At 67.3% G+C, this 16,338-nt stretch carries 15 protein-coding genes; 10 read left to right on the forward strand and 5 right to left on the reverse strand.

Annotated features, from left to right (window positions below):
- The first annotated feature begins 59 nt into the window (after positions 1–59).
- The gene (locus tag CXY78_RS08860; protein WP_104089017.1) at positions 60–368 is read left to right on the forward strand and encodes a hypothetical protein; all 309 of its coding nucleotides are present in this window, start codon (positions 60–62) and stop codon (positions 366–368) included.
- A 21-nt stretch (positions 369–389) separates the two neighbouring features.
- Here the strand turns inward: CXY78_RS08860 and CXY78_RS08865 are convergent, their stop codons facing one another.
- The 3 genes from CXY78_RS08865 to CXY78_RS08875 form a co-directional block, all read right to left on the reverse strand.
- Entirely contained in the window at positions 390–671 is a 282-nt protein-coding gene (locus tag CXY78_RS08865; protein WP_092340305.1) for a hypothetical protein, read from the reverse strand.
- A 34-nt stretch (positions 672–705) separates the two neighbouring features.
- Positions 706–1,098, reverse strand: coding sequence for a hypothetical protein (locus CXY78_RS08870; RefSeq protein ID WP_092340304.1), 393 nt, complete (start codon positions 1,096–1,098; stop codon positions 706–708).
- An 86-nt stretch (positions 1,099–1,184) separates the two neighbouring features.
- Positions 1,185–2,360: a DNA topoisomerase IB gene (locus CXY78_RS08875; RefSeq protein WP_104089019.1), complete on the reverse strand. Its 1,176-nt coding sequence runs from the start codon at positions 2,358–2,360 to the stop codon at positions 1,185–1,187.
- A gap of 391 nt (positions 2,361–2,751) precedes the next feature.
- On the opposite strand from CXY78_RS08875, the gene CXY78_RS08880 reads away from it, so the two are divergent.
- The 7 genes from CXY78_RS08880 to CXY78_RS08910 all read left to right on the forward strand — a co-directional run bounded on the left by CXY78_RS08880 (position 2,752) and on the right by CXY78_RS08910 (position 11,481).
- Positions 2,752–3,987 carry an Rv2578c family radical SAM protein gene (locus CXY78_RS08880; protein WP_104089020.1) on the forward strand — a complete coding sequence of 412 codons (1,236 nt, stop codon included), beginning with the start codon at positions 2,752–2,754 and terminating at the stop codon, positions 3,985–3,987.
- A gap of 124 nt (positions 3,988–4,111) precedes the next feature.
- Positions 4,112–5,467, forward strand: a complete 1,356-nt coding sequence (locus tag CXY78_RS08885) for an ATP-binding protein (protein ID WP_140425681.1) — start codon at positions 4,112–4,114, stop codon at positions 5,465–5,467.
- The gene (locus CXY78_RS08890; RefSeq protein WP_104089023.1) at positions 5,464–6,879 is read left to right on the forward strand and encodes a hypothetical protein; all 1,416 of its coding nucleotides are present in this window, start codon (positions 5,464–5,466) and stop codon (positions 6,877–6,879) included. The genes CXY78_RS08885 and CXY78_RS08890 overlap by 4 nt, the downstream gene beginning before the upstream one ends.
- Positions 6,879–7,508, forward strand: a complete 630-nt coding sequence (locus CXY78_RS08895; RefSeq protein ID WP_104089025.1) for a thymidine kinase — start codon at positions 6,879–6,881, stop codon at positions 7,506–7,508. The genes CXY78_RS08890 and CXY78_RS08895 overlap by 1 nt, the downstream gene beginning before the upstream one ends.
- A gap of 219 nt (positions 7,509–7,727) precedes the next feature.
- Complete coding sequence (locus tag CXY78_RS08900) at positions 7,728–8,381, forward strand: response regulator transcription factor (protein WP_092340297.1); 654 nt, start codon at positions 7,728–7,730, stop codon at positions 8,379–8,381.
- On the forward strand, positions 8,381–10,759 hold the full coding sequence (locus tag CXY78_RS08905; protein WP_104089026.1) for a sensor histidine kinase: 2,379 nt from the start codon (positions 8,381–8,383) through the stop codon (positions 10,757–10,759). Before CXY78_RS08900 ends, CXY78_RS08905 begins: the two co-directional genes overlap by 1 nt.
- Positions 10,760–10,950: 191 nt before the next feature.
- The gene (locus CXY78_RS08910) at positions 10,951–11,481 is read left to right on the forward strand and encodes a sortase (protein WP_104089028.1); all 531 of its coding nucleotides are present in this window, start codon (positions 10,951–10,953) and stop codon (positions 11,479–11,481) included.
- Positions 11,482–11,645: 164 nt separating this feature from the next.
- Here CXY78_RS08910 and CXY78_RS08915 read toward each other — a convergent pair whose 3' ends face one another.
- A complete protein-coding gene (locus tag CXY78_RS08915) occupies positions 11,646–11,954 on the reverse strand; it encodes an ATP-dependent DNA ligase (protein WP_092340294.1) in 309 nt (102 codons plus the stop codon).
- Positions 11,955–12,153: 199 nt separating this feature from the next.
- Positions 12,154–12,882 carry a CPBP family intramembrane glutamic endopeptidase gene (locus CXY78_RS08920; RefSeq protein ID WP_104089029.1) on the reverse strand — a complete coding sequence of 243 codons (729 nt, stop codon included), beginning with the start codon at positions 12,880–12,882 and terminating at the stop codon, positions 12,154–12,156.
- Between the two features lie 157 nt (positions 12,883–13,039).
- Here CXY78_RS08920 and CXY78_RS08925 point away from each other — a divergent pair, with 157 nt between their 5' ends.
- Together CXY78_RS08925 and CXY78_RS08930 are read left to right on the forward strand one after the other, a co-directional pair.
- A complete protein-coding gene (locus CXY78_RS08925; protein ID WP_104089031.1) occupies positions 13,040–14,473 on the forward strand; it encodes a polysaccharide biosynthesis tyrosine autokinase in 1,434 nt (477 codons plus the stop codon).
- A gap of 28 nt (positions 14,474–14,501) precedes the next feature.
- Complete coding sequence (locus CXY78_RS08930; RefSeq protein WP_158253295.1) at positions 14,502–16,313, forward strand: DUF4012 domain-containing protein; 1,812 nt, start codon at positions 14,502–14,504, stop codon at positions 16,311–16,313.
- Positions 16,314–16,338: the final 25 nt, after the last annotated feature.

Genomic DNA, 16,338 nt, shown 5'->3' on the forward strand with positions numbered 1-16,338 from the left:
TTGAATGCGGGAGTTAGCGGATGTCTACTTAAAGCCCAATGGCGGCCAGGAGGCGGCACGTGAACCCGAACAATGGCGTTTCGGATGCCCAGAATCTGCTCGTATCGCAGCTCGGCATTCTCCAGCTCACCCCGACCGAATGGTTGGTGCGAGATTCGCACATGCTCGATGGCGACCCGGCCGCCCTGCTCGGAGTGATCCAGCAGAGCGGGGACGCCTATGAGGTGACCAAGCTCGGCGTGCTCACCACGAGGTGGTTCTACTCATCCTTCGACCGGGCCCAAGCCAGTTTTTTGGTGCGCGGTGCACCCGGCCCGGGCGCACCAATGCGGCCCGGCAGCCGCCAGGTCTCACGCGTCACGGACTAGCCGAGACGGTCGGCCCGCGGTCTACATTTCGTGGCCGTCGGCACCCGTGGTGGGATTGGTGTGGTGCTGCTCCTTCTTGACGGATGCTTCGGTGCGGTCGAGCAGGTCACTCACCTTGTTCTGTGCCACGGACGCGGCGTCGCGGGCAATCGTCTCGGCCTGCGAGATGACTTTCTGCGTGGCGGGGTCGCCCCACATTTCGTGGGCTTTCGCGCTGAGCCGGTCATAGGCCTGGCGGCCGGCCTTGGATCCGAGAACGAAGCCGGTCGCGGTACCGGCGAGGAACAAGAACTTGCCTTTCATGGGGACTCCTTAGGGGTTGCGGGGTGCGGGGACGTCACGCGGTGGGTTCGGCGAGGCGGGGGTCTTCTGCGTCGACGTCGTGCCCGACGAGATCGGGGTTTGACGGGTTGTCGGCGGGGTCGATGTCGTCGAGGTTGGGCTCGTTGTCGACGTTGTCCTGATCGTCTTCGGCATCGCTGTCGGGCGCGGCGGCCTCCCCGGCTGTCGAGCCGTCGTCGCTCGGGGCCGGCCCATCGGGACCGGTGCCCGCGCTTGCGACCGGAACGGCTGAGCCCGCGTATTCGTCGTCCGGCCCGTCGGGCCCATCCGGCCCGACCAGCTGATCGGGGTTGGTCGGCGAAGCCGGGGCCTCGGGCGCCGATTCGGTTTCTGGGGTGTCGGGGGCATCGAGCGGCGGCTGGTTGTCGGGGTCGGAGTCGTAAGTCACAGGTCTACCTTTCTCATGGGGACGGCCGGGTCGCAGCGGCGACCGGCGGGCGGCACTCAAGTTATACCCCGAACGGGTGAGATTCATCAGGTCGCTTCGCCGAGTAAAAGTGTGCGCAGCGCCGTCTCGACCGAGACTCGGCCCGCGGGGTCGATGGTCTCACCGGCGAGATAGAGGTCAACCACGCGCGGATCCACGTAGCTCGTGCGCGCGATCGCCGGCGTGTTGCCCAGCGCATCCGCCGCCTGACGCATGGCTGCGGCGATGACACGGTTGTCCTGGCGCCGGCTGCGCGGCGCAGCACGTGGCGGCCGGGCAGCGGATGCCGCGGGCGCGGCCGATCCCGCCGGCCCAGCAGCTGAGGCTTGCGCACCCGGCGCACCTGCAGCACCCGCGCCATCCGTGCCGCCAGACGATCGTGGCCGCCCGGCAGAGCCCGCCACACCGGATACCGCCGGCCGGCCGCCCGCCTCCGAGGTCACCTTCAAACTCTCGGCGAGACTGGCCGCCAGGCTCTGCGCGGCGGCGGCCGTGCCCCGCAGGGTGCGAAAGTCCTTCGCCGTGAACTCCCCGCCGGTTCGTTCCTTGATGAAATCGTTGATGTCGGCGGCCGACACGATGTCCTCGATGTCATCCAGTACCCAGGACAGCAGCGGTGCGGCCGGCCGCTCGCGCAGGCGGGCGCGCAGATACAACGCGAGGTCGGCATCCGTTATGACGCCCTGAAACTGTTGCCCACTCTTGGCCGGAAAATTCAGCCGCACCACGTCGCCGCGCACCGTTACGTGGGAGCAGAGCAGGGTCGAAAGGCCGTGGCTGCCGTACGTATCGGCGTAGCGCTCGCTGCCGATGCGCAGCGAGGCGAGGTCGAGCATGCGAAACGCCGCGGCGAGCGCCCGGGTGCGCGGCGGGCCGTCGCCGCGAAGCTCACGGGTGACTTGGCCGCGCACCCGCGGCAGCGATTCGGCCAGCTGCAGCGCGCGCTCGAACTTGAGGCGGTCCTTCTGTTCGCGCCACACCGGGTGGTAAATGTACTGGCGGCGCCCGGCGGCGTCGATGCCGATCGCTTGGATATGCCCGTTCGCGTGCGGCGAGATCCACACGTCGTTCCACGCGGGCGGAATCGCGAGCGCCGCGAGTTGCTCGCGCAGCGCCGTCTCGGTCACCTTCTGCCCGGCGGGGTCGCGGTAGCTGAAGCCCGTGCCGGCGCGCTTTCGCGTGTACCCCGGCCGGGTCGGGTCACTGCGTCGCAGCCGGGTCATGCCGGTGTGGCTTCTGATCGCATGTCGGCACAATACAGCGATTCCCCGCCGAGCGGATGCCGCGGCGCCGGTGTCCGCGCGCTCGCGGCCATCGAGCCCCTCAGGCGCGCTCGCCCATCGAGCCCCTCCGGTGTGCTCGTGGCACGTGTTGAGGAAGCCTGCACGTGTTCAAACCAGTGCCAACTTCCCTAACGCGTGCTGCGAGCGGATGCCACTGCTCGCGCCCGGCTCGCCCGCTCGCGACCTTCGAACGCGTTCGCGGCACCCCTCTGTAGGAGTGCCGCGAACCCTGCTGAGTTCCGCGAGCCCGGCGCGGGCCGCGGGCGTCCGCTCACTCCGGGTTTTTCGGCAGACACTTGCAATCCAATCGAACTTGTGTTCGACTTGGGGCATGCGGTGGAGCTCACAAGAACTACAGACCGAGCGGCCCGGCGCCCTGCCGGGGCTGGCCCGCCTGAACAACCTCGTGCGCAGCGTGCAGACGCCCGACTTCGCCGGGATCACGTTCCACGAGATCCTCGCCAAGTCGGCGCTCAACCATGTGCCCGGGCAGAGCGCTCTGCCGTTCGGCTACACGATCAACCCCTACCGCGGATGCTCCCACGCCTGCACCTACTGCTTCGCCCGTCCCACGCATCAGTACCTCGACCTCGACGCCGGCAAGGATTTCGACAGCGAGATCATTGTGAAGGTCAACGTGGCCGAGGTCTTGCGAAAAGAGCTGGCGAAACCGACGTGGGGGAGGCATCCGGTGGAGCTCGGCACCAACACCGACCCGTACCAGCGCGCCGAGGGACGCTACCGGCTGATGCCGGGCATCATAGCGGCCCTCGCCGACAGCAAGACGCCCTTCTCCATTCTCACCAAGGGCACCCTGCTGCGCCGCGATCTCGACCTGCTGGTCGAGGCGAGCGAGCATGTTCCGGTCGATCTGGCCATGTCGATCGCCATCTACGACGACGAGCTGCAGCAGTCCGTCGAGCCGGGCACCCCCACCACCACGGCACGCCTCGCCACGGTCACCACGGTGCGGGAACGCGGCCTGGACTGCGGCATCTTTCTCATGCCCATTTTGCCGTTTCTCACCGACACCCGAGCCCACCTCGACGAGGCGCTGCGCCAGGCCAAGGCTGCCGGGGCGACGAGCGTGCTCTACTCGGGGCTCAACCTGAAGCCCGCAGTCAAAGACTGGTACCTGCAGTGGCTCGGCCGCGAGCATCCCGAACTGGTCGGCCGCTACCAGGAGCTCTACGCCCGCGGACAATACGCCCCCAAGGAGTACCGCACCTGGCTCGCCGCCCGCATCAAACCCCTCATTCGAGCGCACGGCCTCGAGCGCGGGGTCGTCGACCCCTCCACCGGCGGGCTGCGCTCCAGCGCCTTCCCGTCCTCCCCGGAACGGATGCCCGTGCCCGCCTCCCACGCGCCCGCCCTTCTCCGTGCGCCGGGCCCGGGTTCTGCGCTGGCCTCTGCACCGGGCGCTTCCCGGGGCCGGGGCCCGGGCCCCGTCCCCGGGCCCAGTTTAGAAACTGGGCCTGGGGTCACAAGGTGGGCCCCGGGCTCCGAGTCCCCGCGGTCGCTGATCGCCGCCGAGCTCCCGCCCGAACTCTCACCCACCCTGTTCTGACCGGTCAGACTTTCCGGGCCGGGGCCGGGAAACTGGGCCCATGATCGACCCACGGCTATGCCACCCGCCCAACCACCACCCGCCCCCATTCAACCCCGGTGGCATACTTGACCAGGGGGAAAATATGTCTCTGGGTCTACCCGGCCACTTAGTGCAGCTGACGCTCGCGCGCGCCCTCGCACGGGCCGCACACTGGTTCGCGCTGACCTGCCTGATGGCCGGGGTCGTGTCCGTCGGCATTCTCAGCCTCACCCGCAGCCCCGAACTCTGGATCACCATCGTGGTCGTGGCCGCCATGGGGGCCCTGCTCATTCTTTTCACCCGGCACCGCCGCATCACTTTGGCGGTCGCCTATCTCATCGTCGGAACCCTCGGCGTCTACGTCTTCACCACGACCGTGCTCGGCGTTCCCGACGTATTCCCCACGTCGAATATGTTCCTCGTTGCCCTGCCGAAGATGGCACTCGTCATGGTCGGCGGCGCCGGAACCACCGCCCTCGCCGGCGTGCTCTGGAGCACCGCGGCGTTCATCCTCGCCGAGACCGCCGCGTTCCTCGCCATCCTGGGTACCGCAGTGCCCTACCGGCCCGACCTGTTCACCCTCTCCACCTACCTCGTGCTTGTCGGCGTCATGGTGCTCGCCGGAATCGACCGCCGCGCGAGCAACGCCGCCCAGCCCGCAATCCACCGTGCCGTGCAAGACGGATCCAACCGCCAGCTCCGCGACGCCCTCGACACCCGCGCCATCGCCCTACTCAATGACACGACCGTGGCCCAGCTCGTCGCCCTGTCCCTGGCCGAACCCGGCGCCCTCTCGCCGGGCCTCCGGGCGAGCCTCAACTACACGCTCGCCACCCTGCACGACACCAACTGGCTCACCGACATCGACGCCCGCACCAACACCGCCCCGCGACCAACCGTCACCGGCACAGCCACTGAGAACACCCCGAAATCACCCGTCAGCGACGCCTGGCTGTCGAGCGCCGTCTACACCGCCATCGAACGCACACGCGACCGCGGACTCGTTGTCGAAGTCACCGGCGACCGCGATGCCCTCGCGTGCCTCGACGCCGGCAGCGACCGCGACGTGGGCCTCGCCGTTGAGCAGTGCCTCGTCAACGTCATCCTGCACGCCGGAGTCGCCTCCGCCGAGGTCGCCATCGAATCCGACCTGAGCACAATCTCACTGCTCATAACGGATGCCGGCCGCGGCTTCACCGAATCGGAATCCGCCTCCGACCGCCTCGGTCTGCGGCAGTCGGTGCGGCGCCGCATCGAACAACTCGGCGGATCCGTGCTGATCTGGAGCCGCCCCGGCGCCGGCACGAGCGTGCGCCTGACGGTTCCGGCCGCCACACACACGCCCACGAACCCTGCCACCAGCCAGACCGCGCGAAACCGCCCGACCCCGCGAAACCCCCCGATGACCCGCGCGACCCCGCCCAGTCACAACCCGGCGACCCCACGGAACCCCCGATGACCCGCGCGACCCCCACTCCGCGCCGGCCGCGCGCGCCGGCATCCGCTTCGCAGCAGCGCCTCGACCCCATCGGCGGCCTCGCCGCGTGGCCCCTCGCCCCGGTCGTCGCCCTCATCGTCGTGACCTACGCCATCGTCGCGACGATATCGCGCATGCACGAGATCCAGATCACTGAGCTCGCCGCGGCCTCCGTTGCCGTGCTCATGATCGCGGCCGCCGTGCTGGTGTGGGCCGCCCGCCCCGATCTGGCGCCGTTCACCCGCACCCGCGCCGTCGTGATCGTGGCCCTCGGCCTCGCGGCGCACCTGCTCGCCGCGGCGAGCACCTGGCAGTTCAACGGCATGATCCAGGACGACTTCGCCCCGATCGGACTCGGCCTGCTGCTCCTCGCCCTTGCCCCATTCCGTCCGTGGAAAGAAATCCTCACGCTCGGCGTCTCCGCCGCCGTCGTCGTCGGCGTCACGGCCCTGGCCCAGTCTCCGTTTCTCGGCATCCAGACCCCGCCTTTCCTTTTCGCCATCATCGCCATGACCCAGGTGCTCGCCCCCGCGCTCGCCTCGGCGGCGTATTCGCGCCAGGTCGTCAACTCCATTCACCGCTGGCAAACGGATGCCCGCCGCGCCATCCGCGCGCGCACCGAAGAGAGCCGGGGTCTTCTCGCCACCGAGGTCGTCGATCAGCGTCTGAAAAACCTCGGCGCCGATGTGCTCCCCTTTCTGGCCGACGTACTCGAGCGAGAAACCCTGACAGCAGCCGACATCAAACGGGCGCGCTCCCTCGCCTTCCAGGTGCGGCGGGTGCTCGTGGCCGAGGTCGACCACACCTGGCTCGACGACCTCATCGACCGCGAACGCCTCAAACTCACCGAGCGCGGCCTCAACCCGCTGTGCGTGATCGCCGACCCCGAGCGCCGCGCGACCGGCTTCGACTCCGATCAGCGCGCCGCCGTCGGTGCCCTGATCGTGGCCCTCTGTCGGCTCAAGGGCTTCGACCCCACCAGCCTGGTCGTGCAGATCGACGGATCCGGCGAAGCCCCCGCCGACACCGACCAGATCACCCAGGCCTTCGGCCACCGCGGAGCCCGCCCAACACCGGCCGCCGACACCACGACCATTGCCATCGTCACCGCCGCCGAAGAGCAGGCCGCCACCCAGGCCAAGGCCCAGGCCCGAGCGCAGGCCCAGGTGCACGCCGCCACCGCCCCCAGGCCGCGCACAACGGGGTTGAGCGCCATCGACACCATCACGATCCAGGCCGGCATCTCCCTGCCGCCGTTTCACCGCCGCCGAGCCCTGCGCCCGTACCTCAGTGTGCTGCGCGCCGTGTTCACCCGGGTGCGGGTGACCAGCCGGCATCCGCTGCTCACGCTAGAATTTGACGCTGAGCGCACCACGACCAAAGGCATCAAATAATGGCGAAATTGTACTTTCGATACGGCGCCATGAACAGCGGTAAAAGCACGTCCATGCTGCAGGCGGCCTATAACTATGAGGAGCGCGGCCACCACGTGCTGCTCGCCAAGCCGAGCGTCGATACCAAGGGTGACCGCGGCATCCTCTCCCGGCTGGGCGTCACCCGCGCCGTCGACTTTCTGCTCACTCCCGAAACGGATGCCTACGCCGCGTTCCAGCAGCACCGCGGCGAGGTCTTAAAACAGTCCGGCCGTGACGTAAGCGCCCTACTGCTCGACGAAGCCCAGTTTCTCACCGAAACCCAGGTCGACGACCTGCTGCGCATCGCCATTATCGAGAACGTACCCGTGTTGGCCTACGGTATCCGCACGGACTTTCAAACCGTCGCCTTTCCCGGAAGCCGCCGCCTGCTCGAGGTCGCCCACAGCCTCGAAGAGCTCAAAACCATCTGCCGCTGCGGGCGCAAAGCCGTGTTCAACGGGCGCAAGATCGACGGCGCGTTCGTGTTCGACGGCGACCAGGTGGCCATCGACGGCGAAGAGGTCACCTACGAGTCGCTCTGCGGCAGCTGCTATCTCGACGAGAGCCACGGAGTGCTCAACAATCGCAGCCGGCCAGCGCCCGAATAATCCGCCCGAATAAAGCGCCGAGCGCACAGCCCGCCTGACGCGGTCGGGACGCTCGTCGTCGTCGCGAGCACCCCCTGTCCCCAGTTCCCCGCTTCCAGCTTAGAAATTCGAAGCAGACCGGTCCAGCCGCCAGTTCTGTGGGCCCCCAAACAGGGCACAGCGCCCAAAGCCCCCAATGGGGTGCGGTCGGATGTGAAAGGAGACATTAGGGTAAAATCCATGTACCGCTATCGAGTGGCCCTCATCGACGATCACGAGATCGTCGCGCGCGGATTCGCCGAGTTGTTTTCCACTATCCCCGAGATCCACGTTGCTGGCACCGTCGCCACGGTGACCGAACTGCTTGAAACCACGCCGCACGGCACCCGCATCGACCTGGTCATCCTCGACCTGCGTCTCTCCGACGGCTCAACGGTCATGAGCAATGTCGACCGGCTTCGCGCCCGGGGTGCAGCCGTACTCGCCTTCACCGGGGGAGACGACGCACAGCTCATGCGGGCCGCAGCCCGCGCCGGGGTGCTCGGCGTCGTGCGCAAATCCGAGCCGGCCGCCGTGCTGCTCGACGCCATCACCCGGGCCGCGCGCGGTGAAACCATCGCCTCCACCGACTGGGCCGCCGCCCTCGACGGCGACCCCGACCTCGCTGACGCGGGCCTCAGCCCGCGCGAGCGCGAGGTACTCGCGCTCTACGCGGCCGGCGCGAAAGCGCCCCTCGTCGCGTCCCGCACCGCACTCTCCGAGGCCACCGTCATCGACTACATCCGCCGCGTTCGCTCCAAGTACGAGCGCGTCGGACGCCCGGCCAACACCAAGATCGACCTATACAAGCGCGCTCTGGAAGACGGCATCCTGCCCGTTCCCGGCCGCTCCTAATGCCCCAGCGAAATTCGCACGAAGCGGATGCTCCGCCTCGCCCGCCGAGAGCGCGTCCCGACGCCGACACGGCCGCCAGCGCCTGCGCCACCGAGCTCGACGACGTATCCGCCACCGAACGTCTCACCCGGATGCTCTACCTCGGCGTCGGCGCCACCGCGCTGATCTTCGGCGTGCTGTCCCTCGACGTGTTCCTGCGCCAGGTCTACAACCCGTTCCCGGTCGCGTCGACCGTCGGCTGGTTGTTCATCGTGGGGTTGCCGGCCGCCCTCGGTTTTCTCTCCCATCTGGTGCCGCTGCGGGTATTACGGCGCATCGCTCTCACTGAAGGCTTCACCTTTTCGTTCATCCTCTGCTGGTGGCTGGTCATGCGGCTCGAACCCCTCCCGGCCGGCACCGATGTGCCGTGGGTGCTCATGCTGTCGGGCATTCCCACGGTTACCATCGCCATCAGCGTGCGGCCCTGGACAGCGCGCATCTATGCCGTGCTGGCGTCTATCGCGAGCGGACTCATTCGCGGCGCGACCTCGCCGGAAGCCGACCCACTGCTCGTGGGGTTGCAGGACGCCCTCTATATGCTCCTTCTGTCGAGCGTTCTGGTGGGGCTGACGCTGGCCATCCGACGCAGCGCCGCTCGAGTCGACGGGGAGGAATACGTGCGACGGGCCGCCGAATCCGAGCAGGCCGCCCGGCTTGCCCGGCGCGCGGAGCGGCAGACCATCAATGCCCTCGTGCACGACAGCGTGCTCTCCACCCTGCTGATGGCGGGCCTGAACCGGGCCTCGCCCACCGTGGTCGCCCGCCAAGCGCGTTTCACGCTGGACCAGCTCGACGCTCTCGGCACGGATGCCCGGACGGCCCCCGTCAGCGGGGCTGACTTCGCCAATCAATTGCGGCACCAGTGCCAGCAGCTCGCGGCCGCGGTGCACGTCACGATTCTGCAGAACGATCTCAAGCCGATCCCCGCTCCGGTCGTACTCGCGCTGCTCGGTGCCGCCGGCGAGGCACTGCGCAACTCGGTCGCCGCCGCCGGAGTTGGGCATCCGCATCAGGTGCGCCGTCGTGTGACGCTGAGCGCCGACCGGAATGCGATTCACCTGGCGGTCACCGACGACGGGGTAGGTTTCGACAGCGCCCAAGTGCCCGACAACCGGCTGGGAATCGTGGAGAGCATCGTCGGTCGCATGGAACGCGTGCCGGGCGGAAGCGCCGTCATCACGAGCCGGCCGGGTCACGGAGTCACTGTCGATCTGTTCTGGGTTCGAACGATAGCGCCGATCGGGGCCTCGCCAGCGGCCACTCCGGCGGCCGTGACCGCGGCGACGGCTCTTTTCGCCCGCATACCAGGGGCGGCACCGCGTCCCCTGTCGTTCTCGGCGTCGCTCGGTCTTTCCGTGCGCCTGTCCCGGCTCGTCGTCGTGCTCTTCATCGTCGTGCACTCGGTGCTCGCCGCCGCCAACTCCGATCGCATCACCATCATGCCGCTGGGCATCTTTGCTTTTCTCGCGCTCTCCAGCGCGGCGATTCTGGTCACCGGTGATGCCGCTGATCCGATGCCGATGATCCGCACGGTAGGTGTTCTCCTGCTCTGCACGGTCGCTGCCGTCCTGATGTTCTTCCACATTCCGAGCGGGCCGGTTGGACCGTTCGCCCACTGGCACCTGGGCGCCATCACGCTGTTGCTCGTCGTGTTGGTCGCCCGCGGACGCACCGGTTGGGCCTGGGCGGGGTACGCCATGATGGCTTTCAGCTCCATCGCTGTGGCGGTGCACACGGGGCTCACCGTCGGCGACGGCCTGCTGCAGGCAAGCCGCCACGCGGGTACCCTCCTGGTGGGCACCTTGTTCGCCGTGGCCCTGCGGCACTACTCACGCAATCTCGACGAGTTGTACCGCGATCGGTTGCAGAGGGAAACCTTTGTGGCCCGCACCGGCGCGACCACCTCCGAACGTCAGGTGCAGGTCGCCCGACTGAACGCGTTGGCGCGACCCTCGCTCGAACGTCTCACCCGCATCGACCCGGTGACGGATTTTCAGCGCGACGAGTTCCTACTGGTCGAGGCCAGCCTGCGTGATGCCATTCGAGCGCGCTGTCTGTTCGTCGAACCCATCATCGGGGCAGCCTGGGCGGCACGCTCCCGCGGGGTCGAGGTCGTGCTGCTCGACGACAGCGGCGATCGGCCACCGGCATCCGTTGCGCTGACGGCCGCGATCGTGGGCGGCGAGCTCGACCGACTGATGCAGGGGCGACTGACGGTGCGGGTACTGCCGCCCGGCCGGCCGGAATTCGCGACGATCATCGTGGAGACCACCGTGAACGCCATCACGATGAGCCGGCTGCTGGTCATCTCCCGGAACGGCCTGGTGCGGGAGGTATGAACGCGCGTTCTGCATTAATCACCCCCACTTCGGGTGCGATGACGGCGTTTTGCTGAGATTGATCCCCAATCTACCTATGTATTGCACCAGATGGCCGCTAGCGTAGAAGCAGCCTAGGTATTTCATGACGATGTGCCGGGAAGCGTTGAAACCGACGTCGCAACCATCTAGCACCCAGGGGGAACCTCACTATGTTCAAGAAAAGCCTAGCCACGGCCGCACTCGCCGTTATTGCCGTCTTCGCGTTCGCGCCAGCCGCTGTCGCCGCCGACTACGTGTCGGACCCTGCGGTTGTGACCATTACGGCTCCGCCCATCGCCGGCGAAACTGCCGTCATCGCCTTTGCCGCAAACGCGTTCGAGCAAAGCGAAAGCGTCAGGTACACAGTCACCGGGTCTCACGCCGCCACGCTGAGCGTCGTGAAGGCTGCCGTCACCCGGTCGCTCACCAAGCCTGCTGAGCTAAACGGCTCTTCCTCGGTCAAAGTTCTGATTCCCGATGAGGCCGTCGGCAACTACACGGTCACCGCCTCCGCGGCCTCCGCTACTTACACCGCAACCCTCGACATCGTTGCAGCCGACGCCGGATCCGGCACGGGTCTCCCGTCGACCGGCTACAATGCTCCGGTTCTCGTCATCTGGGGTGCCGCTGGCATCCTCGTGCTCGGTGTCGCCCTCGTCGTCGTGCGCATCTCGGTTCGCCGTCAGCAGGCCACCGCGTAACCAGCTTTTCCGGGCAGCCCTGGCTGCTCGCACGGAACGCCTCGACTGCCGTCTGGTGTCGGGGCGTTTTGTGCGCCCACGAGGGTACGTGGGCGGGCCGCTGCCGGCGCGCGCGACGTACCCGGGCGCGCCCAGGGCAACGGCAGCAGGGCCGTGGTTACCGGCTACGCAGTGCTCGACGGCGGTTCGGCAACGACCTGCAGCCCGGTGGCTGAGTTCGCCGAGAGCGACAGTGCTTCGACCCACTCCCGGTTAAGTGTGGGAATCTTGCTGCCGAAATACTTGTAGGCCAGGGCAATTCCCGGGTGGATCCACACTGTGCTGCGACCGCCGCCGGTGAGGGGGTCGTCGCGCCACGAGAAGTAGAACGATTCACCGCGGCGCAGTTTGGCTCCGATGACGAGCTGGATGTGCGCCAGAACGCGGTCATCAAAGTCGGCCGTCAGGTACGAATCGTAGGTTAGCTTGCCCATGTTCTGGCCTTATCGTTCGCAGGTCACTCCGACCGGCGGGCAGGCCGTATCGCAGAAAAACCTCGGGTGTTGATCACTCTTTCAGAGCGCGGGTAAGTGCTGTTCGTGCTGATACTAGTAAAGGCATTTGCAAGGTCCCTCGCCAAGTTAGCTTAAACATATCCCCAAAGCAGGGGGCAGCGCATCCGAACCCCACGAACTACAGCAGAGCCGGCACAATTACGAGAGCATTGAACGTCACGTGCGCGATCATCGCGCCGCCGATTCGCCCGGTGGACAGCGACAGCGAGGCTGCAGCCAGGCCAAAGATCAGCGTCGAGCTCCCCACCACCGCGACGGTGGCCAGGTCGCTGAGGTCGAGGGCAACGAGGTGCATAAGGGCGAACGTGAGGCCGCTCACGGCAATCGCGATCGGCGCCGCCCATCGTGCCGCCACGCGGCCGTAGACGGCCCGAAGCACGAGACCACGAAAGAAGAGCTCTTCGATGATGGGGGCGAGCAGTACGGGCGCGAGTAGTGCACCGAACAGCCACCAGGCGTCGTAGACAGTGTCGCCCAGGCGAACTCCGGCCGAGCCGATGCTGCCATAGCCCAGAATTTCGATGAGGCTCGCGACGGTGCGCGCCAGCAGTCCAACGCCGAGCCCCCAGATCAGGTCGATCCCCCGAACCGAGAATCGCAGCCACCGCCAGAAGCTCGCACCGTGGGCCCAGCCGGCCACCACGATGGCTCCGAGCAGGGGTATCCACACGCACAGGTAGCTAAGCGGCAGTGCCCACCGGGCATCGGCGAATTGCGTGCTGTCGACAACCACGATGAGCACCATCGCCAGCACGATGCCGATGCCGATGGCGGCCGGCGTGAGTGCTGACCCGACGTGGCGCGGTCGAACCCTCGACGGCCCAGCTGTTTCTGTAGTTATACCCATACGGTAAAGCTACCCAAATACCCGTTAGGGGTGCACGGTCAGAGTTGGCGACTAAAGTTCGGTATCCTCAGATGAGGGGAGCCGTGCGATCGTGCGGTGCACAAAGCGCTGGTGCCAGCTGAAATTCCCACAGAACACCTGAGGGGAACGCCGTCGAATGGAACTTCGCGACTACATTCGCATGCTGCGCAAGAGTTGGGTGCTCATTGTGTTGTGCACTCTCGTGGCCGTCGGCGCGGCATCCGCTTTCTCGATTTTGCAGACGCCCCAGTACAGCGCCACGTCCAAAGTGTTCGTCTCGATTCAGTCGAGTGGTTCGACCGCCGACCTGGCCCAGGGCAATAACTTCTCGGTGGCGCGCGTGAAGACCTATTCGGCCCTCGTGACCACACCCATCGTCCTGCTGCCCGTTGTGGCCGCGCTCGACCTCGGTGTCACGGCCGAGGAACTCGCCACGAAGGTCACCGCGTCGTCGCAGTTGGAGACCTCGATCATCGAGGTGACCGTTACCGACACCGATCCGGTGCGGGCCGCCGACACGGCCAACGCTGTTCTGGCCAGCCTCACCCTCGTGGTCGAAGAAATCGAAACACCAGACACGACCGACGCGACCTCGCCGGTCAAGCTGGCGCGCGCACAGGAAGCGACCGTCGCGACCGCCCCGGTCAGCCCGAACGTGCCGCTCAACATCGCCCTCGGCGCCCTCGTGGGCCTCGCCCTCGGCGTGGGCTTCGCGGTACTGAGAGAAACCCTCGAAACCCGCATTCGCAACACCCGCGATGTCGAACAGCTTACCGACCTGCCCATTCTCGGCGGTATCGTGTTCGACCCGAAGGCCAAGGATCGGCCGCTGATCGTGCACGTCGACCCGCGCAGCCCCCGCGCCGAGTCGTTCCGCACGCTGCGCACCAACCTGCAGTATCTCGATGTGGGCCGCACCGACCGCTCCTTTGTCATCACCTCCTCGATCGAGAGCGAGGGCAAGAGCACGACCGGCGCCAACCTCGCAATCGCCCTAGCAGATGCCGGCTCGCGCGTTCTGCTCGTCGACGCCGACCTGCGTCGCCCCAAGGTTGCCGATTATATGGACGTGGAAGGCGCGGTCGGGCTCACCGACGTGCTGATCGGACGGGCCGACCTGGCCGACGTCATCCAGCCCTGGGGAAAAGCGCAGCTCTTCGTACTGCCGGCCGGCCACGTGCCGCCGAACCCGAGCGAGCTGCTCGGCTCCACCCGCATGACCCAACTCATCACCGAGTTCAACCGGGCCTTCGACGTGGTCATCTTCGACTCACCCCCGCTGCTTCCGGTGACGGATGCCGCGATTCTCGCCAAGAACGTGGGCGGGGCGCTGATCGTCGTGGCGGCCGGTCGCACCCACAAGAACCAGCTCAAGGGGGCTATCGCCGCGCTCGACAACGTGGGCGCTCCCGTCTCGGGACTCGTGCTCACGATGCTGCCGACCAAGGGCCCCGATGCCTACGGGTACGGCCACTACGGGTATGGCTATGGTTACGGCGACACCACGGTACCGGCCGTCGTGCCGACACCCACCGCGGAGCGAACCCGCGGCTCGCGCGTCAAGCCGTGACCGGCCCGCGTTCTGCTTGAATAGGGCAATGTCTTCTCCCCGATCGGCACACGCAGCGCGGCCGAAGCGCTCCCGAACGCGCACCACCGTGGGCCCGGTTGTGCTCGGGCTGCTCGTTGTCTTTATCGCCGCCACCGCCTGGATGGGTATTCGCGGCTTGCAGGCGAAGGACGCCCTCGAGGCGGCCGTGCCGCTCGCCATGAGCCTCAAAGACCAGGTCGTCGCCGGTAACGTTGCTGCCGCTGCCCTGAGCGCGGCCGAGTTGGCCGAATTCGCCGACACCGCCCGGTCCCGCACGAGCGACCCCGTCTGGCGCGCCTATGAGCTGCTCCCGTTTCTCGGACCCAACCTGGTGGCCGTGCGCGAGGTCGCCGCGGTGGTCGACGACGTCGCCCGGAATGCCGTGATGCCCCTCGCCGCACTCGCCGGCACCCTCGACCTGAACGCCTTCAAACCGGTTGACGGAAAAATCGCCCTGCAGCCCCTGATCGATTCGCAACCGCAGGTCGCCGCGGCCAACACTGCTCTCACCCGCGCGGCCGCCAACGTCGACCGCATCGACACCGGCAACGTGCTCGAGGTCGTGCGCAGCTCGGTCACCCAGCTGCAAACCGTCACGGTCGACACCGCGGTCACCCTCGACGGCATGCAACGTGCCGTCACCCTGGTGCCGGCCATGCTCGGCGCCGACGCACCCCGCGACTACATTCTGCTGTTTCAGAATCCCGCCGAGCTGCGCTCCACCGGCGGCATCCCCGGCGCCCTCGCCCTGCTGCACACCGACCAGGGCAGCATCGAGCTCACGCAGCAGGCGAGTTCCGGATCGTTCGCGCAGCCGGACGAGCCGGTACTCCCTCTCGGCGACGAGATTCGCAGCATTTACGGGGACATCACCGGTCAGTTCATCCAGAACGTCACCATGACGCCCGATTTCGCCCAGAGCGGCGCCCTGACGCGTGAAATGTGGCGCCTCGCATTCGGCGTCGAGGCCAACGGCGTACTCTCGGTCGATCCGGTCGCGCTCAGCTACCTGCTCGATGCCACCGGGCCGATCACGCTGGCCACTGGCGATGAGCTCACCGCCGACAACGCCGTGCAGTTGCTGCTCAGCGACGTCTACGCACGCTACGAGGTGCCGGCCCAGCAGGATGCCTTCTTCGCCGCCGCCGCCGGCGCGGTCTTCGACGCTGTCAAGAGTGGCCGCGCCGATCCGACCAAACTGCTCACCGCGCTCGTCCGCGCCGGCGCAGAAAACCGGGTACTGGTCTGGAACGCCGACGAGGGCGAGCAGGCCGTTCTCGCCGGCACTACCCTCGCCGGAGCGCGCCCGGTCAGCGACAGCGCCACGAACCGTTTCGGCCTCTACCTGAACGACGCCACCGGTGCCAAAATGGACCTCTACCTCGACGTGCACACCGCCATCGGCCAGCAGACCTGCCGCGCAGACCAGCGCCCGCAGTACGCGGTCGAGGTCACCCTCACCAACACTGCCCCAGCGGATGCCGCCACCAGCCTTCCCGCTTATGTCACCGGCGGCGGTTCCTTCGGCGTGCCGCTCGGCAATATCAAGACCATGGTGAGCGGGTACGGCACTCCCGAGGTGCAAAATCTCGGCGTTACCCGCGACGGGGCCACCGTTCCCTACCATCCGGCCACCGATGCGACCTTTCCGGTCAGCACGGTGGGCGTCGAACTGGCCCCGGGGGAGAGTACTGTGCTGCGCTTCAACTGGCTCGGCGCTCGGCCATTCAGCGGTGCCCTCGAGCTGCGCAGCACCCCCCTCATCGCGCTGCACGAGGCGACACAACTAGACTTCAGTTGTCAGGGTTCGTCACAATGATCTAATTCAGCACCACCCCGGGGGG

The sequence above is a fragment of the Cryobacterium sp. N19 genome (assembly GCF_002929595.1).
Classification (GTDB): domain Bacteria; phylum Actinomycetota; class Actinomycetes; order Actinomycetales; family Microbacteriaceae; genus Cryobacterium; species Cryobacterium flavum.